14 protein-coding genes are annotated in these 20425 nt (G+C 44.7%); 3 read left to right on the top strand and 11 right to left on the bottom strand.

The window, feature by feature from the left end:
- Window positions 1–174: 174 nt before the first annotated feature.
- The 11 genes from AB5542_RS18625 to aroB form a co-directional block, all read right to left on the bottom strand.
- A complete protein-coding gene (locus tag AB5542_RS18625) occupies window positions 175–2982 on the bottom strand; it encodes a M16 family metallopeptidase (protein WP_279038374.1) in 2808 nt (935 codons plus the stop codon).
- A 5-nt stretch (window positions 2983–2987) separates the two neighbouring features.
- Window positions 2988–4289: a thioredoxin family protein gene (locus AB5542_RS18620; RefSeq protein ID WP_368243325.1), complete on the bottom strand. Its 1302-nt coding sequence runs from the start codon at window positions 4287–4289 to the stop codon at window positions 2988–2990.
- A gap of 3 nt (window positions 4290–4292) precedes the next feature.
- Entirely contained in the window at window positions 4293–4724 is a 432-nt protein-coding gene (locus tag AB5542_RS18615; protein ID WP_279038376.1) for a hypothetical protein, read from the bottom strand.
- Window positions 4725–4738: 14 nt separating this feature from the next.
- Window positions 4739–5398 carry a hypothetical protein gene (locus tag AB5542_RS18610; protein ID WP_279038377.1) on the bottom strand — a complete coding sequence of 220 codons (660 nt, stop codon included), beginning with the start codon at window positions 5396–5398 and terminating at the stop codon, window positions 4739–4741.
- Window positions 5399–5406: 8 nt separating this feature from the next.
- Complete coding sequence (locus AB5542_RS18605) at window positions 5407–6936, bottom strand: RagB/SusD family nutrient uptake outer membrane protein (protein WP_279038379.1); 1530 nt, start codon at window positions 6934–6936, stop codon at window positions 5407–5409.
- A gap of 3 nt (window positions 6937–6939) precedes the next feature.
- A complete protein-coding gene (locus AB5542_RS18600) occupies window positions 6940–10428 on the bottom strand; it encodes a SusC/RagA family TonB-linked outer membrane protein (RefSeq protein ID WP_279038381.1) in 3489 nt (1162 codons plus the stop codon).
- A 101-nt stretch (window positions 10429–10529) separates the two neighbouring features.
- Window positions 10530–11675: a FecR domain-containing protein gene (locus AB5542_RS18595; RefSeq protein ID WP_279038382.1), complete on the bottom strand. Its 1146-nt coding sequence runs from the start codon at window positions 11673–11675 to the stop codon at window positions 10530–10532.
- Between the two features lie 479 nt (window positions 11676–12154).
- Window positions 12155–12730, bottom strand: a complete 576-nt coding sequence (locus AB5542_RS18590; protein ID WP_279038383.1) for an RNA polymerase sigma factor — start codon at window positions 12728–12730, stop codon at window positions 12155–12157.
- 81 nt (window positions 12731–12811) lie between these two features.
- Window positions 12812–14404 (bottom strand): aspartate:alanine exchanger family transporter, encoded by a 1593-nt coding sequence (locus AB5542_RS18585; RefSeq protein ID WP_270543332.1) that lies wholly within the window; start codon window positions 14402–14404, stop codon window positions 12812–12814.
- Window positions 14405–14458: 54 nt separating this feature from the next.
- Window positions 14459–15667: a 3-phosphoshikimate 1-carboxyvinyltransferase gene (locus AB5542_RS18580; protein ID WP_279038384.1), complete on the bottom strand. Its 1209-nt coding sequence runs from the start codon at window positions 15665–15667 to the stop codon at window positions 14459–14461.
- Between the two features lie 15 nt (window positions 15668–15682).
- Entirely contained in the window at window positions 15683–16714 is a 1032-nt protein-coding gene (aroB, locus tag AB5542_RS18575) for a 3-dehydroquinate synthase (RefSeq protein WP_279038386.1), read from the bottom strand.
- A gap of 284 nt (window positions 16715–16998) precedes the next feature.
- On the opposite strand from aroB, the gene dprA reads away from it, so the two are divergent.
- The 3 genes from dprA to AB5542_RS18560 all read left to right on the top strand — a co-directional run.
- Window positions 16999–18111 (top strand): DNA-processing protein DprA, encoded by a 1113-nt coding sequence (gene dprA / locus AB5542_RS18570; protein WP_279038388.1) that lies wholly within the window; start codon window positions 16999–17001, stop codon window positions 18109–18111.
- 193 nt (window positions 18112–18304) lie between these two features.
- Complete coding sequence (gdhA, locus tag AB5542_RS18565; RefSeq protein ID WP_087419545.1) at window positions 18305–19639, top strand: NADP-specific glutamate dehydrogenase; 1335 nt, start codon at window positions 18305–18307, stop codon at window positions 19637–19639.
- Between the two features lie 158 nt (window positions 19640–19797).
- Window positions 19798–20425: MATE family efflux transporter (locus AB5542_RS18560; protein WP_368243323.1), on the top strand; the 628-nt coding region annotated here is incomplete at its 3' end.

The raw sequence follows: 20425 nt of genomic DNA, 5'->3' as shown, positions 1-20425 counted from the left end.
CCTCCGTCACTTCGTGCCACCTCCTCTATAAACAGAGGAGGAGCTGGTGACTCTTCCCGAAGACAGGAAGTATTTCAACTCTCCCTCTGTTTATAGAGGGAGTACCCCGAAGGGGGGAGGGAGTTTGAAAAATGACTTTTGACACTCCTCCTTTCACAAGTCACACTCTCTCCACTATTTTTCCCAATCGGATAGCGGGTTCACCTCTTCCGACTTTATTACCCAATCTCTTACTTTCACATTTTTCAAAAACTTCCGGGCTGCATTACGAACATCCTCGACCGTCATGCTTTCCAGCATCTTGTCAAAAGCCTTATGATTCGTGGCATCCACCTTGCTCTCGGCATAAGTATTCAAGACGTTCATCCAGTAGTCAATGCCGATATTCTCGCCCTGTTGATCCTGCATCCGCCGGATAGAGATCAGAATTGGCGACAATTCGCTCTCCGAGAAAAGCTCATCTTTACTTCTTTCCAACTCGTTATAAATGATCTCCTTCATCCGTTCCACCTTGTCCCGTTGCGTCTCGAAGCCCACCATTAAAGTGGCTTTACGATACGGGAAAGTCGTGCAGTTGGCATCCACGTTAACACCATACGTCGCACTCTCCTGCTCCCGAACGATCGCAAACAAGCGATTCCGTAACATCTGTCCCCAAATTGTCAAGGCCATTTGTTCCTTATCGGAAAACTTCCCATCATTCTCCAACATCAAATTCACCATTCCCTTGTCTCCCGGCATTACCACCTTGAACTCGCGGGCAATCGTGTCGGTATCCACGTCGTAATTACGAATGATATATTCCTCCTTCTTCCCCTTGCGAAAAGGCAGCGAGCCGATATATTCACACGTCAGGCGGGCGGCCTCGTCCCGGTCAATATCACCCACGATGCAGAACGTGAACTCTTTCGCATTCGAGAAACGTTCCCGGTAAAGCGACTTCATCCGCTCGAAATTCATCTTGTCGAAATAAGCCGCACCCCAATCCCGGTTACGATCGTCGATACGAGTCGTCAACTTCCGAATCGAATCCTGAACCAGATCCTGTGGAGTCTGACGACGATTTTCGTACATATATTTAGCACGTTCCACGTACTTGTCAAACTGAGGTCTCTCGAAACGGGGTTCCTCGAACATCAGGTAATATAACTGGAACAACAACTCGGCATTGTCTGCTTTCGTACTACCAACAAAACCCTCCGTGTAATCACTCACCATCATGTTCAAACGAATCTGTTTACCCTGCACGAGATCCTTCAACGTGTTTAGGTCGTACTTGTATAGTCCGGACTTCATTGCCAAAGCCTGCATCGCTGCCAGCGTCGGTAAATCCTCAGCATCCACCACGGAACGCCCGCCATGACTGCTACAAGCCATGGAGAAGAAACCATTCCCCTCTTCCACGTACTTGTAAAACACCCTAGCCCCGTTGGATAATGTCCATTCTTCCGCCTTGAACCGGTCCAGCTTTTTCACCTTCTTGATCGTTCCCCCTTGGAGTTTCAGATCAAATCCTTCCGGGGTCTTGTGTTCAATCACTTCCGGCTGGATGTCTTTCTCGGCAACCTCCGCCATGACATCAAGCGCCTGATCCTTGGTCAAATATTTGTAATCCTTATCATTACCTGACACCACGATAATCCGGTTCGAATCCGTGGCCCACGAATGAATCCAATCGGCCATATCTTCTGGTGTGATCTCCAATAACGCCTCTTTCAACACGTCCAGCTCCTCGCTCTGCTCCCGGAAAGGTAAACCACTCAAAAAATGCGACTGGAACACGCTCACGTAGTAAGAATTACTCTCCTTCTCCGCAGCACTCTCCATTTTCTGCAATTCTTGGAAAAGCGCCTCCTGCACCCGTTCCACTTCCACATCCGTGAAACCGAACCGTCGAATCTCTTCCCATACCATCCACACCTGTTCAAACGCCTCGACATCCTTGTCCTTATAAGGTACGATGTCTAGAGAGAATCCATTGTAATTCCGCACGAAAGACCCGAACTCGGCCGATGCACTCAAAAACTTCTCTTGGTTGGCATTCACGATACGTGCCAGCCGTTGCCCCCAAATCGCATTAAAAATGCGAGCCTTGAACGAGTAGGATTTCCGTTCCAGTTCATCCAACCCATCGACTCGGTGTGCCCTCTGGTGGAAAGAGATCATCTTCGACCGGTTCTCCGGATCCAGAATCAGCATGTAATCCAAGTCCGCCCGGTCGGGAATCTCCACCTCGTAGCGTTCCTGCGGATTCACCCGTGCCGGGATCCGCCCGAACATCTCTTTTACTTTATTCTCGTACTCCACCTCGTCAATATCCCCCACGATAATCACGCACTGCAAATCGGGACGATACCATTTGTGGTAAAATTCACGTAACAGGTCGTACAAGAAACTTTTCAATAATTCCACCGTACCGATCACGTTCCGCCGGGCATACTTCGTGTGATTATACACCACGGGAGCGCTCCCCTCTTGCAAACGTCGTCCCACGTCATAATGACTTCTCCACTCCTCGATAATCACGCCCCGCTCGTCATCAATATCCTTCTCTTTTAGTAAAATCTCGTTACACCAGTCCTTCACGATAAACATACACGTATCGACCAATCCCCCGTCAGCCGTGGGCACATCCTCGATATTATACACGGTTTGATTGATGCCAGTCCGGGCGTTAAACGTGAAAATACCTTTCCCTCTCAAGTAAGGCATCACCCCACCCGGAAAATGAGTCGTCCCGTTAAAGGCCATGTGTTCCAGAAAATGCGCCAACCCGTTCTCGTGATCCTCTTCCAAAATGGAACCCACATTCTGCAACAGGTAAAAACTCACCCGTCCCGGTTCTGCCTTGGAATGTTTCACGTAATAAGTCAACCCGTTCTCCAACTTCCCGTAACGTAACCCCTCCATTCCTTCCTGTGCTACCGAGGGAGTAAAGGCTGTAAAAAGAAATATCGCAATTGAAAATAATAATCCCCTCATATCTTTTATTTTGCTAATTCCAGCGCTTCCAATTTCTGCTTCATAATCATTTGAATCTGCGCAGAACGCATCTTATTCTCAATCTGCAAAGCTTCCATGTACCCTTGATTATAAGCGTCTTTTGCCTTATCGAACTGTTTCAACGCCTTGTACGTGTCTCCCAACATCGTCACGAAATTGATCCGATCGATTAATCCTGTTCCCTCGTATTGCATAGCTTTCACCAACCACTCCTTCACTTGTCCCAACTGCTCGTTATTCAATTTCCCCTTACTCATGACGTACATATTTTGGGCTATTTCCCCGTAATCATTCGCTCCTACCTGATCACCCAAAGCTGCAAGATACTTATTCATTAACTCTACGAACGAAGCCACATCCTTCTTGTAAGACAACAAATACATCCCGTCATAATAATATTTGAACTTCTCATAAGGGGTCAAGGTTCCCGTGGGCATAATAGCATAAGCCGCTTCCAGCTCTCCATTAATCCTTTCCAAATATTTTTTATACTCTTCCTTACCAGCTTTAGCCAAATCTCCAATGATATTGTTATTATACTCCACCAACAGAATTCCGGGAGCCTCACCCAACTTGTTCATGTAGGATTCCAGATTCTTCACCATGAATTCCATCACAGCATCATCTTTCACATTCTTCCTATTGAACGTACTTACAATCTGTAAATCTTCCTTGTTGATAAAATCCGGCCCCATCTTGGCTTTCGTGTACTCGTTGTACATCTTTTCGATGCGCACGATCCATTTCTGGGCATCCATTCCCTGTAAACTACCCACGTACTCGGGTGCTTGCTTTAACACCAACTGCATATCAGCCAAATCTTTCTTGGATTTAGCCCGGTCGTACAATTTCTCAAAACTCAACTGTTCCCCAGTAACTACTTTTACCGAATGTAAAAAATCAGCTTTATCCCTAGCCCCGGCCAAACGAGTTACCACGCTGGCATCAGCCTTAAAAAATATCAAGGTTGGCAGTACCGTCACATTATATTTCTCCGCAGTCTCTTTTTGCCATCCCGCCTTTTCCACGTCAACCTGCATACAAACGAACTTATCATTCATAAACTTCCCGACTTCCTCATCAACAAACACCTTCTCGACCATCTGTTTACAAGGACCACACCACACGGCATAAAAATCTACAAATATCAACTTTTTCTCTTCCTTTGCTTTTACCAATGCCTCATCAAAAGTCCCTTTAAAAAACTGAATACCTTGTCCGTTTCCGACCATGCTCCACCCCATAAACAGGGTGAAGCACAACATCATGAAATATCTTTTCATCATCACTTACTTTATTATAATTGTAATCACATCAGACAAAATCGCGGAATGATCACCATTGCTCACTTTGATCGAAACAAGATACGTTCCCTTAGGTGCTGTCGGTACCAATGGTATCTGAATTTTACCACATCCCCCGACAGTAATATCTTGAGCAAATAAAACCGCATCCCCGCCTTCCGAAGCCTTCACACTCACAAACTCGTACTCTAACGGTTCGGTTCCCAAAACTCCCGAAATATTCGTCGTTACCCAAGGAGCTTCATTATCCAATCGCGTCTGATCATTATAATCATACATGGGATCCAATTCCGTCCTTACAAACAGTGTATCTGAACCGTAACAAGCATGATCCACTTTCAAGTATCCCTCTTTAACATCATGACACGCGCTTACAACAAGCAGTATCAACGATATAAATATTACAAACTGTTTCATTTTGTCTCCTTTCATTATTTTAATTCTCCCACGGTATAAGTATATGACATCGAATGTACTATTCCATTCGTAGGTTCTATATCAGTCGAAGCGATATCAAGCATCGTCGTGTACTCCCTGCCCGTACCGATGTATATTATCAACGCACCACCTTCCGGAACATCATCATACGGTTCTTTAAAAGAAAATACTCTAAACTTAAACCCCGTAGCAGATGTAAACATCACACCGGACAAAGGGTCACTACTTGTCCCCCTCGGAATATCCTTCACTTCATACTTCCCCTTTACAACATGTTTCAATATCTCTTCCCGACAAGCCTCTACCCCAAGACCATCAACCAATTCCCTCATCGAATTATAAAGTTGTACGGGCGGATCCCACGGGAACATCCCTTGTTCCACATAATTCAACATCCATCGACGAATCGAATGATTTGTCGGTCCGAAAAAAGTAATCGTCTCGTATCCCTCTTTCTCTCCCGTAAAATATTCCTTCAAACCGGTGTAATCTATCAACAATAACAGAGAATCCCAGTTGTAAGAATCGGAGTGAAAATATTCATACATATTTCCCGGATATTTCTTCTGTGCGATACCCGTATTAATTTCATTATATTTCGTGCATCCCACGAATACAGACAATAACAATCCTAATAATATAATTTGTTTCATATCTACCTTTATTCAAATTGAGCCCAATATTTATTTTGTATCAACAAATCATTATAATTAAATGCAGACTTGTAAATGGATAAAAACAATGCACCATCCTTGATCTCGTTGACGGTCAATTTTGCCAGATTACCCGGCAAATAAGCATTAACGTACTCAACTCCATTTCGAACGACATCATAAAAACGATGTCCCTCCAGCAACAATTCTCTCTCCCTTTCGTGGAAAATAGCATACTGCAAACCTTTTTCGTCTCCACTACTATGAGGATACAATTTAGCATTATTAAATCCCCGAATCTCGTTCAAATCAGCTTGAGCCGGCTCCGTATTTCCTAATTTCACGTTACATTCGGCCCGTAACAAATAAAAATCACTCAATCGCCAATAAGCCAAATTTGAAGTAAACGCAATAGTTCTCACGCTACCCGGATCATACGGGTCAGCTTCCGTCAAAACCCCACGCCATTTATTCAAAAAAACGAAATGCGACAACCCGAGTTCTTCCTTATAAAATTCATAATCACTAAAATAAGCTGATTTCCTTGCGTCATCCGGATCATAAAGCGTTTCAACCGTTGCATAAGTAATTCCACGTGACATATAGCTATCAACCGTGTATTCCGGTTTCACCGGAAAACCGATAAAATCACCGGCTAATATGAAAGCGGATATAATGAAATCGGATTGCGTATCCAGAGTAAACTCCCAGATCGCCTCCGGATTGTTTTTTGTGTTATCGGAAAACAATTCACACAACGTCTCAGGATTACGCACCAAACTATAATCCCCAGCATCACCGTCAATCAAACAAGTAGCGTATTTCACCGCTTCCGTGTAACAATCCCGGGAAGAGCCTTCCAAACCCATCACATCTATCAAACTTCCTTTCCACGCGTAAGCATGAGCCAGCAAAGCACAAGCACTCCCTTTAGATCCGAATTGTTTCGATGTAATTGTTTTTCCCGTACGATCCACCAAATCCGCTTGAACCGGCAACATCTTGTATGCCCTCGTCGCGTTAGCAATAACCGTATCAATCACCTCCAAATAAGGCTTCTTCCCAAGTACCTCAGAAGAAGTACTATTAAGAGTAATAGGAGCTTCACCCCACCGACGGCTGATAAAAAAATAAGCCATGGCTTTTCCAAAATAAGCTTGGGCACGATAATAGTCTAACCGTTCAGGCGTAACCTCTTTACTGGCCTTATGCACGTTATCCAATAAAACGTTGGACATGTAGACCACATAATATATTCCTCTCCAATCGGTAGCCACGCTCTCCAGCATTTCTGACGGATTCCACAAGTAAAGTTGACTACGATAATCGCCATCCTCGATAAAACCTGCCGGTTCTTGCCGGGTTAAATCCAACAATTGTGAATTCATGTAATCTTGTAATTGATACAAGGTAGACTCCAAATCCTGTTCTGTCTGGAAAAAATTATCAAAACTGACGATCGTCTCCGGCTGCACATCCAACCAACTGTCACAAGACGTGAAAAGCCCGAGCATCAATATATAGAGTATCTTTTTCATGTATTAAAATTTTACCGTTAATCCCAATGTTAATTTCCTTGCCGACGGGAAAGTTTCCAACCGATCAATCCCGTGCATCGTATCCACATTCTCCGGATCAAGCCCAGAATAATTAGTTAACAAGAACAAGTTCTCGCCCGTGAAAAACACACGCGCTCCCTGTAAATGAATCTTTCTCATCCATTCTGTCGGGAAATTATAGCCTAACGTCAATTGTTTCAATCGAATAAAATTCACTTTCTCGATATTAGAATCCACGATACCGTCAAATTGGCCGACATGATAACTATTAATCGCCGACATCACGGGATAATCAGTCTCATCTCCCGGTTTCTGCCAGAAAGAAACATTCCGGTAATCTTCAAAAAGCGCCCCTAGACTCATGGGATTAAAATTCAGAGCCCCGTATTTAAACGCATTGATAATTTTCCTTCCTAAAGAATAATTAAACAACACATTCAAATCAAATCCTTTCCATTTAATCTCACTGGCAATACCCCCATACGCCAATGGTAAAGGAGAACCTGCAAAATATTTATCCTCTTCCGAAATAACACCATCCCCGTTCAAATCAGCGATATGCCTCATGCCGGGACGAGTAGGTTGAGCCATCCCTCCACTACCCAAAGGTCTAGGCACACCATATTGATCCCAAGTTATCGGAACATCATTTTCATTCTGAACCAATCCCAAATCACGATATACTCTAATTTGATTTATCGGACGTCCAATAACAAACTGTTCGCCTAGATCCATTCCCGTATTTGTTTTCTCCAAACGATTCCAGTTCCGGGAAATATTAAAACGAGCTCTCCATTTCACCTCCGTATCCCGCAAAATATCGAATTGTGCTTCCAGCTCAATCCCCTCGTTAGACAACTCCACGGCATTATCCCACTTCGTTTTGAAGAAATATATCGATCCCGGAAGATCTACATTCCATAATATAGAAGAGGTATATTTATAATAATAGTCCAACTTCATTTTCAAACGATAATCAAACAAATCGACATCCAGCCCCAAGTCATATTGATCGGACTTTTCCCAAGTCAACCCAGAATTCTGTAACTGGGCCGGTTGTAACCCGGACACACCCAAGAACGTCCCGGCAATATTGATTACCCCTTGAGCTAAATAAGGATCTTTAAACGTCTGTCCGGATTTACCCCAAGACGCACGTATCTTCCCATGACTCAGCCACCAGAAACTATCCATAAAACTCTCATCCGAGAAATTCCACCCTAAAGCCACTGAGGGGAAAGTAGCCCAACGCACATCTTTACCGAACACGGACGAACCATCCCGACGTAACGTAAACTCCATCAAATACTTTTTGTCATAATTATACGCCAATCGTCCAAAGACACTGACCATTTTCTTTTCTTGAAAACCAGAACCGAAAGTTTGCATGTTTGTCGGCACACCATTCAAATCCTTCATCACGGGCATTCCCTCCACGACATAATGAATGTAATTACTCGGCGATCCCTTTCCTACTCCCTCTAAATTATTAAATGATTCACGAGTATAAGAGAATCCTAGCAACCAATCAAAATTATGCCGCTCACGCAACGAAAAATTATAATGTAACAATTCTTCCGTCTGCAACAACATCGCCCCATTCATTCTTCCTTCCGATTTACTCAACCCGTAATTCGGATCCATCGAACTCGGTTCAAATCGATTCACTTGAGATTGGGCATAATCCAACGCGAGAGAAGCCGAAACATCCAGTCCCTCTATGACCTTATAAGCCAAGCGTGTATTTACTCGAATTCCAAAATCATATTTCTTCTCCGAAACCTCATTGATATTCTGAAATATATTATCATAAGCAACCCCTGAACCCGGAAACAAAGTCGAGGTTCCTGCAGGATTCACTGTCATATAGGCTATATTTCCACTCCCCAGTCCACCGGACGCCATACTCATATCCGAATAACTCAAAGACAACTGTGCATCGAATGTCAAATTCTTCCGAGGTGTCAAATTCAAGTTTGAAATTAAATTCGCCCTTGAAAATTCGGAACCCACATTAATACCTTCTTCATTATACCAACCCAATCCCACCATATACTTCACACGTTCGGTTCCCCCGAATGCCTGTACATTCGCGTTCAACGTCTTACCAGTCTTAAACACATATTTCCACCAATTTGTGGAATTATTATAAAACGGATTCAAACTATCCTGCAATGCCCGATTCAAATAGGCGCTCTCTTTTCGCCCGTTTCCCCAAAAGAAATCATACGCTCCCGTAGTTCCGTAAACTTCCTCGGGGGACGTGGGCCACTGTACTTTATTATTTACAAAATATCCCGTAGCGTAATTCTTCGCCGCATAAATCCACCATTGACGCTCACCATGTCCCTGAATCTGGGTCGGGGTCTCCGGTAAAAAACTCCATGAATAAGAAACATTTGCCTGGAAAGTAGCTTGTCCGGTTTTCCCTTTCTTCGTCGTGATCAAAATCACGCCATTACTGGCCCGAGAACCATAAATCGCCGCAGAGGCTGCATCTTTTAGTACCTCGACAGACTCGATAGTCAACGGATCGATCTCTGCCAAAGTATTCGTTCCGGTTAAAGGAGAAGTGAACGACTGAATGGGCACACCATCTACCACATACAAGGGAGTATTATCACTTTTTCCATCCAACATCAACGTGTTATATCCCCGAACTGCAATACGGGTACCCCCACCTCCCGGGGCTCCGGACACGTTATTCACTTCCACTCCTGCCATGTGTCCTTGCAACAAATTCTCTAAACTAGAAGACGGGACCTCTTCCAGATCTTTAGCTTTCACGGACGACACGGAACTAATCAATTCCTTTTTATTCCGCTCACCGTAAGCAATCACGGTAACCTCATCCAAGTCGGACGCTTCCTCTTTCAACTTCACGAGCAACTCGTCTCCGGCTTTAAAAGTTTTCGTTTCCATCTTAAAACCAACAAATGAGAATATCAATTTGCCGGATGCCACGGGCAATGTCAAAGCAAACCTTCCCGCCGCATCAGTAGCACACCCAACCGTCGTGCTATCCAAACGAATCGTTACACCCGGTAGTGGTTGATTCTTCTCGTCAACCACTTTTCCCTTGATAACATACTTCTTAACCTCTTTCTCGTCATCTCTAGCGATCGAAGGCTTCACGATAATCACGTTTCCCTCGAACAAAAAATCCAACCCCGTGAAGACCCGGTTCAACAAAACATCCACGGCCTCATCCTTGGCAGAAACTGTTATTTTATTGAACGAAATCAAATCCGTATCATTATACACGAAGAACAGATTCGTCTCCTTCTGAATCTGTTTAAATAGTTCCATCGCACCAACATTTTTCACGTCCAACGTCACCCGCTGTTCTTGCGAGAAACTATTGGCAGAAATCGTCATGCTGGTCATTGTCATCAAAATAAATAATAACCTCATGATTTTCAATAAATTCTTTTTACCATAGAAATAGTAAAAACTTTGTTTTTTTTTCATACATTTGATTTTTGAATTAAAAAACTACTTGGGTAAACATTGTCGCATTTGTTTACCCGAATGAATTCAAACTCCGGATAAGTAGCCGCTTGTCCGGAATTTTATTTTCGCACGATTATCACTCTACCTTTTATCTCGAACTGCACATGGGATGTCTTCTCGATCAGAAACAACAACCCATTGATTTCCTCGTAACGGGGCAAATACCCGCTAAACCGTTCGTTTCTTACCTCGTTATTCACAAAGAACACCTGAATATCATACCACAACGACAGTTCATCCAGTATCTCGCCTATACTCTTGTTCTCGAAATAATAATTTCCTCGCTGCCACGCCACGTAAGATAACACGTCCACGTCCCGAACCGAAACCCGTCCCGCGAGCTTGTTAAACACCGCTTGCTGATTTGATTTCAACATCACTTCCGCCAATCCCTTCGGTTTCACCGACACGGAACCTTCCACCAATGTCGTTTGGATCTGGTCATCCCGACGAGTGTTCACGTTAAACCGCGTTCCGTACACCTTCACCTCCATCCCGTTCACCTCCACGATAAACGGTTTCTCGGTATCCTTTGCCACCTCAAAATAAGCCTCTCCTTCCAACCGTACCCGTCTCTCCTTACCCGCAAACTTCACCGGGTAACGAATCTCCGTTGCCGCATTCACCCACACTTTCGTCCCGTCGGCCAGCATGATCGTGTACTCTCCCCCTTTAGGAGTAATCAACCGATTCTGTAAATTAACACCCTTATTATCCAAAGAATCCACGTAAACCAACGCTTGATCATTCGTGTGAATCGTCACCCCGTCAATCTCTTTCAGTGTCATCCGGGAAGTATCAAGAGCAAGGACTTTCCCGTCATTCAACACCAACGTCGCTTTTCTCACGCCATGCTCGATAGGCCCGATACCGTAATCCACACCTTCCACCACGGATTGCCTTGTCCAAAGTAACATTCCCGCAATAATCGGCAACGCCAACATCGCCGCATAACTCACCACCTTCAACCATACCCGTCGTCCCCGTCTCCGGTAAGCCTCGTCAACTCTCGTCTCGAAATCCCGTTTAAATCGTTTCTTTGTCTCCACATCCAACTGGAAATTCTCCCGCCTCGCCACGAAACGTTTCATCTCCTCGTAGAGCTGCCGATGCCTTTCCGATTCATCCAGCCAAGCCTCTAAAACCTGCCTATCCTCCTCATCCAGTGAAGAAGTAAAGCTCCGTTTTATCAACCTCCAATCCATTTTCATAGTATTTTTCTAAAAATTTCGTCCCTATAACACGAAACCTTGAAAAATGTTTACAGGAGAGATGAAGAAATTTCAGAATTTTATCTTATCATTAAAATCAAACCTTCCATTCGCAAGTGATATCGTTTTTTTTGCAACTCGATTATCCCCCGCAATTTCATAAATGTTGCGAACGAGATAAATCCAAACTAATGTAAAAAATCGTAATTATAATTTCATCATCCAGTTATCATATTGCGAGCCGCTCCCATTCCGCTCCCATTCCTCCCCTATCCCGCTCCTATAACAATAACAAATATTTGTATTACGATAGGATATATTAACATTCAGTTTGGTCTATAATAACAATTTAATTGTGACATGATAACCATACCCGGCAGAAGCTTCCTCCGAGATCTCGTTTTTCAAGGACAAAAACAGCCTACCTGGGTCACGCACATCACAACACACGAATGGAGCCGATTTGAAACAGCCTATACATATTCAAGACAAACCGTCAACATGAAAAGCACTAGCACGAAATCATAATCCGAGAAACAACGTTTCAACTTTTCCAACCCGCGATGCAACTGTACCTTCACGGTATTCTCATTCATCCCCAACTGTTCGGAAATCTCGCTGTACTTGTACCCATGCACGAAACGAAGAAGGCACACTTCCCGGCATTTTTCCGGTAACTCGTCCAACACCTCCCGGATTTTCTCCAGAATCTCCTCCCGATCGATCATGTCCACGTTGTCCGAATAGACTGCCGCCTCGGCGTATAACGCCATGTTACGATCTTCAACTTTCGCATCCCGCAGGTAATTGTAGCAACGATTGCGCACGCTCGTGTAAAGATAGGCTTTCAAGGAACCTTGGTAATTTTTCAGAACCGATTTTTCATAGATCGCAATAAAGACCTCCTGCACAATATCATTGGCCACGTCTTCCCGGAAAACCATATTCAGGGCAAACGTGAACAACTTATCGAAATACCCGTCAAACAAATCTGAATAGGCTTTTCGATCATTCCGTCGCAATCTCTCTATTAATATTGATTCATCCAATTTTGCACTTATTTTGAATCATAGCGAGACAAAAATATTTTTTATTTTCCACTTATAAAAAGTATTCCTCGTAATTTATGTTCAAATTAACATACTTAATAGTTGAATACAGATAATTAGAAATACCATCGCTATCGGATAAACCGTTGCATAGGCCACGCTCGGGATGTTACTGTCAGTCATGGAATCAGCGGCAGCCAATCCCGGTGTACTTGTCATTCCTCCCGTGATCGTTCCCATCAGATCCAAAATATTGATCCGGAAACCGTAGTACCCCACCAACAGAGCCACGATCATCGGCAACAAGGTAATAGCAAAACCCACCCCGAACAGGGTTAACCCGCTATCCATGAAAGTTTGTACCAGATTCACGCCTGCCGAGGTCCCGACTTCCGCCAAAAACAGTAACAACCCTAATTGACGTAACAATTGATTGGCCGGGCCGGACATAGACCACACGATAGGTCCAGTCTTACCAAGATAACCCAAAACCAGAGCCACGATCAGAATTCCTCCCGTCAATCCCGGAGAAAAGGTGAAACTATCGGAAAAAGAGATATTCACTTTTCCGAAAAGCACACCCAACACGATACCCATTGCTATCGGGAAAAAATCGGTGTCCGACAAACGTTTCTTGTCATTCCCCAAAAGATTCAACACGTCCTTCATGCTCTCCTTCCGGGCTATTACCGTCAGCTTATCACCAAAACGCAGAACCAAATCGGGACTCGGGGCCACGTCAATACCGGAACGACGCACACGGGTCACCGTACAGTGATAATTCTGATGCAGGCTCAAACTCCCCAAGCTCTTCCCGGCCACCTCTTTATTCGTCAACAGTACGTACTGCATATCAATGCTATCCCCCAGAGGCAAATCCTGATTCATCTTTTCCCCGACCAGGATTTCTAACTGCCGCAACGCATTCGGGGAACCTACCGCCTTGATCAAATCTCCCTCCCGCAACACGGATAGAGGGGTCGGGATCTCGGTCAGGTTATCGTGAACCAAACGGGAAACCACGGCCCCGGTCATGGTCCGAATTTGCAGATCAGCCAAGCTCTTGTCAAAAGCGTTCGGATTACTCACCCGGAAAACAGCCGTTTTGATCTCCGGGTATTGTTGTTGTTGCAAGGCTTCCAATCGTTTCTCTTCCGCACGGATGTCCACGCGTAATATCTTAGGTAAAAGTTTCACGAACAGAATCACCCCGATCACCCCAAAAGGATAGGCAATCCCGTAAGCAATGGAAGAGGACGAGGAACCCGTGGCATCAATAGCGGCAGCTAAACCCGGCGTACTCGTCAACGCTCCCGCGATCAATCCCACGACACTCGGCGTATCAATGTCAAACAAATATTTAGAGGCGATTCCGGTCAGTGCTGCCGTGGCCACGATTAATAACGTGATAATTGCCAACACTTTCCCTTTCGCTTTAAACGAGGTAAAAAATCCCGGTCCGGCCTGCATTCCGATCGTGAAAATAAATAGTACCAGCCCGAAATTTCCCAGTTCTTTCGGGATAATTACCCCGAAATGACCGAAAAGCAAGGCGATAAAAATGACCGCTGACACGTCCAGCGATATTCCTTTAAAATTAATTCGTCCCAGTATAAAACCTAGAGCAACAATTAAAAACAACGCAAAATAAGAAGATTGTAATAATGATTCCATAAATAAATAGATTCCGTGATTGCCGATTAAATGATTTCGTGATTAATCGGATGATTAAATCAATAATTTATCCAGCTGTTCCCAAAATGTAGGGAAAGACTTCGTCACCACCCCGGCATTGCGGATGACCAAACCGGGTAACTTTAACCCGACAGGAGCAAACGCCATTGCCATACGATGGTCTTGATAAGTATCTATTTCCAATGAAATCAACGTATTCCGTTCCCGATTCCATGACAACTCGCCATGCACGGGGACATCCAGATCATACCCCAATTTATGTAACTCTCGAATCGAAGCGGCCACCCGGTCACACTCTTTAACATACAAAGTTTCCAAGCCGCGAATATGAAACGGAATATCTTTTAAACAACAAGTCACGATAAAAGTTAGAGCCAGATCGGGTATTTCCGTGAAATCCGCCTCGAACAAACCCGTGTTTTCACCGGCAACCCGCAAGAGAACACCCGATTCCCGCCATTCTGTTTGCACCCCTAATTGTTCCCACAATCTATATTGCAGCGCATCCCCTTGCAAACTGTCTTTTTTCAAGTCCGAAATAAAGATTTCCCCCTGCCTGACAATAGAAAGCATCTCGTAGAAATAAGATGCTGCCGTCCAGTCGGATTCCACACGCAGGTTTACCGGGATGTACCCCTTCTCGGGAATAATAATCTTTTTCCCTTCAAAACGCACGTCTACCCCGAACAAGCGCATCATGCCGGCCGTCATCCGTATGTAAGCGGCAGAAACGATTCTTTCTTCCAAATCGAGAGTCAAACCTCCCGGCAGCAAAGGGGCAATCATCATCAAGGCCGACACGTATTGACTACTCACGGACGCATCTAACGACAGGGAACGCCCTCCTTGTAAAGGTGCGGAAGTAATCCATAAAGGCGGAAAACCCTCATCCCCCATATAGGTGATACTCGCACCTAATTCCCGCAAAGCATCCACCAATACCTGCACGGGACGCTGTTTCATACGCTCCGAACCGGTTAATTCCCGAACCCCGCCTTTCAAGGCAAAATAAGCTGTCAAGAAACGCATGGCAGTTCCGGCGTGTCCCACGTTGACCAACCTGTCTGAAGTGGACAGGGCCTCCCGCAACACCCGTGTATCATCGCTATCCGACAAGTTCTCCGGCACCGGGCATCCTGCCAAGGCACATAACACGAGCGCCCTGTTCGAGATGCTCTTGGAAGCCGGTAAAACAGCCACACCTTCAATCTTCGTCTTGTCCCATGCGATAACTCGATCCATAATTCCACTCGTTATTTACACTTGGCTCAATGCCTCAACCACTAAATCTTTCGAACAATAATTATCCAGTGAAAACTCCCCGATACCCGGGAGTAACGTGAAATTCACTCCCCGCCGTTCGTTTTTCTTATCATGCAACATCAATTCATACAAGGTATCAACATGCTCCATCAGAGGATAGTTCGGATAATATCGTTTAACAAAATTCCGGACTTCCCGGTAAATTTCTTCCGGGAAACCTTTTTCTTTGACGGACAGGTACAATTCGGCCACCAATCCCAATGCCACCGCCTCCCCGTGCAAGAGAGCCATCCCCCGCATGATAGACAAGCTTTCGATGGAATGCCCGATCGTGTGTCCGAAATTCAACACTTTACGCAGTCCCTGTTCCCTAGGGTCTTGGGAGACAATTTCATCTTTTATCGTCACGGAACGCCGAATCAGCTCCAGAAAATCTTCCGGACTCGTTTCTTGATAGTCCAAGCTCAACAACCGGGTCAAATACTCCCGGTCTGATAATAAACCATGCTTGATCATCTCCGCAAAACCGGACATTCGTTCCCGCACGGGTAAATGACTTAAAAAATGGACATCGATAATCACTTTTTCCGGGATGGAGAACGTGCCGATCTCGTTTTTCAAACCGTTGAAATTAAACCCGGTTTTACCGCCCAAGGATGCATCAACCTGCGCCAGCAGTGTCGTGGGAACATTGATGCAACGCATCCCCCGTTTGAACGTGGAAGCCGCGAATCCTCCCAAATCCGTCACGACACCACCTCCCACGCACACGAGAATGGAAGATCGACGCGCCCCCCGTTTACTCAACATCATCCAAATCCGGCTGACGCTTTCAATCGACTTATACTCTTCCCCGCAATCCAGAACCGTCACGTGAGAGGGAATCCAATCCACCTTCTCAAACAAGCGATCACAAAAACCGACCGTGTGTTTATCCGCCACGATAAATAAATTCTCGTGCCTGATTCCTCCCAGCAATTCGGCAAGGACAATGCTGGCATCCGTGGTAAAAATGATACTTTCCATTCATCCTGTATTTCCGTACAAAATTAAACTATTTTAATCAGATGCCCAAAAGAGAAGAAGTTTATAAGGTTTATAAGGTTCGTAAGGTCTATAAAGTTCTTGGTCTCCTGCGAGACCTTTGTCCATGGCAGCTTGAGTTGCCAATAGATTTTGTCCGGAGGACTCCCGACACTTTATAAACCTTATAAACTTTACAAACCTTATGAACTCATTTTCTCCATTTCATTCGCTTTTTAAACTATAAAGGTGTATTTTTGTCATAAATCACTTTTAAATATCGGCGTATGAATCATGAAAACTCGGTCCTGACAAGGGTTGCCATCACCATGGCACCCCGGCTTAACAATGCTCTTTTTGCCTCCTTGTTCCAACAATGTGGCGGAATTTCCGGCTTTTTCGAAGAAACAGATCAGAATATAGAGACTCTTTTCCGGGAAAATAACCTGACAAACATCCAACCCGAACGCTCCCGCTGGTTACAGATGGCAAAGCAGGAGTTGGACGTCATGGAAAAACATCACATCCGGGTATGCGGGATCGAAGATTCGAATTATCCCCGCCTTTTGAAACATTGCGCGGATGCCCCACTCGTACTATTTTATAAGGGGATTCTGGATGACTCCGACTCGAAGAATATTGCCATCGTGGGAACCCGCAAAGCAACCGAAATGGGCAAGAAACGAGTAGACACGTTGCTCCATGAACTGGCCGAAACAGGTTACCACCCGAATATCATCAGTGGATTGGCTTACGGGATCGACATTACCGCCCACACGGCGTGCATGCATTACGGTTTAAAAGCACAGGCCGTTCTCGGGCACGGCCTACACATGGTTTATCCCGCCTCACACAAAAATATGGCCGAAAAAATTCTGGAACAAGGGGGAGCTTTAATTTCAGAATTTCCGACTTGCGCACAGATTTTACCGACAAATTTCCTCCAACGCAATCGTATCGTGGCAGGCATGAGCGAGGCGATTCTTGTCGCCGAATCTCCCATAAAAGGAGGGGCCATGTCTACCGCCCGACAAGCCCTGTCGTACAACCGGGACGTGATGGCGATTCCCGGAAGACCGGAAGACCCGACCTTCGCCGGGTGTAACCTGTTGATCAAACAAAATATTGCCGCCTTGGTAGAAAACATCAAGGACCTGCTCCGGATTCTCAACTGGCCACCTCTCCCAACCGGACCCTACCAGATGTCCCTGGATTTATTCCCCATAACAAATAATGAAGTATTACTCTTGGAGATTCTGTTAAAAAGGGGAGAACAAAATATCGACCAGTTACATCAACTTACACGCATACCCGTGCATGACCTCTCCGTACTTCTTTTAAAACTCGAACTGGAAGGTCACGTGATGCAACTCCCCGGTAATTGTTACACGCTCATTTAACAGGTTTTATTACAGATTCATAGCACTTCATGAATCGTGATTGAAATTTTAAACTATTATAACGTTTGCACCTACCAAAAAATAACTCGAAAAATTTTTGGAATCATAAACAAAAGCATACCTTTGAACCGAATTTTGATAATTCAAGTAAATGAAAATGTTTTTTTAAAGTTTTTACTTAAACAATATTCAAATGAAAGCAGAGATTAAAGAATTCATGGATGCCTTAAAGGCTAGAACCGTAGGTGAATCAGAATTCCACCAGGCAGTTCAAGAAGTGATTGAAACTGTATGGGATACCTATCAGGCAAACCCGAAATACAAGGCAAACAAGATCCTTGAGAAAATGGTAGAACCTGAAAGAGTAATCATGTTCAGAGTGCCCTGGATCGACGATAAAGGTGAAGTACAAATCAACCGTGGTTATAGAGTACAATTCAACAGTGCTATTGGACCGTACAAAGGAGGTTTGCGTTTCCACCCGTCAGTAACCCTTGGCGGTTTGAAATTCTTAGGTTTCGAACAAACTTTCAAAAACTCTTTGACTACTCTTCCGATGGGTGGTGGTAAAGGAGGTTCTGACTTCAACCCGAAAGGAAAATCAGATAACGAAATCATGCGTTTCTGCCAAAGCTTCATGACTGAACTTTGCAAATATATCGGTGCTGATACTGACGTACCTGCTGGAGATATCGGTGTTGGTGGTCGTGAAATCGGTTTCTTGTTCGGACAATACAAGAGAATCCGCAACGAATTCGTTGGTGTATTAACTGGAAAGAACCGTGAATTCGGTGGTTCAAGAGTACGTCCGGAAGCTACTGGTTACGGTACCGTTTATTTCGCACAACACATGTTGGCTGAAAAAGGTGAGAAAATCGCCGGTAAAGTAGTTGCTCTTTCTGGTTTCGGTAACGTAGCTTGGGGTGCTGCTCAAAAATTAGTTCAATTAGGAGCTAAAGTTGTTACGATCTCTGGTCCTGACGGATACGTATATGACGAGAAAGGTCTTACTCAAGAAGGTGTAGACTACATGTTGGAATTGCGTGCTAGCAACAACGACGTTGTAGCTCCTTACGCTGAGAAATTCGGTGCTAAATTCTTCCCGAAAGCTAAACCTTGGGAAGTTAAATGTGACATCGCATTCCCTTGCGCTATCCAAAACGAGTTGAACGAAGATGACGCTAAGAAATTGGTTGCTAACGGTTGCCAAATGATCGTTGAAACGTCTAACATGGGTTGTACTGCAGAAGCAGTGAACTATGCTAACGCTCACATCACTTTCGCTCCGGGTAAAGCTGCCAACGCCGGTGGTGTTGCTGTTTCTGGTCTTGAAATGAGCCAAAACTCAATGAGATATAGCTGGACTGCTGAAGAAGTAGACGCTAAATTGTCTCAGATCATGAAAGACATCCACGATACTTGCGTTAAATTCGGTAAAGAAGGTAACAAGATCAACTATGTTAAGGGTGCTAACATCGGTGGCTTTATCAAAGTTGCTGAGGCTATGTGCGCTCAAGGACACTGCTAATAATACAGTAAGTCTATATAAAGAATCCGCCTCGAACGAGGCGGATTTTTTTATCCCTCTCTATTACCCGATCAGTAAAATTGATAAAACAAAAAGTAATCCGTGTATGCTATTATCAGGTTGTTTCCTGTACTTTCGCATCATGAAAATATCAAAATATGCGTACTCATAATAAATCATCACAAGGTGCGGTCCGGATGGATATGCTGCACGGAAGTTTATTGAACAAGATTCTGTTGTTTTCTCTGCCATTAGCGGCAAGTAGCATCCTGCAGCAGTTATTCAACTCGGTAGATGTGGCCGTCGTGGGAAGATTTGCCAGCGATCAGGCTCTGGCAGCTGTGGGAAGCAACAGTTCGGTGATCAGCTTGATGATTAACCTGTTCGTGGGAATATCCGTCGGGGCAAATGTCGTGATCGCCAACTACATCGGGCAAAAAGATGAACGGGGAATCAAAAATGCCATACACACGGTCTCCGTGATCGCCTTGACAAGCGGGTGCCTACTACTCGTGGTAGGTTTACTCATAGCCCGCCCGATACTGGAAGCTATGGACACGCCCGATGATGTCATTGACTTGGCAGTTCTGTATCTTCGCATTTACTTTCTCGGGATGCCCTTCTTCATGATTTACAACTTCGGGGCAAGCATTCTCCGTAGCATGGGAGACACGAAGCGCCCGCTTTATTGTCTTGTTGCCGCCGGGATCATCAATACCGTGCTAAACTTACTGTTAGTCATTGTCTTCAAGATGAGTGTTGCGGGCGTCGCTATTGGTACGGTCG

It is taken from the genome of Butyricimonas sp. RTP31003st1_G1_RTP31003_210430 (assembly GCF_040920905.1).
Classification (GTDB): Bacteria; Bacteroidota; Bacteroidia; order Bacteroidales; family Marinifilaceae; genus Butyricimonas; species Butyricimonas paravirosa.
The sequence above is the reverse complement of the archived record's forward strand: the minus strand, read 5'-3'. Positions and strand labels throughout refer to the sequence as shown.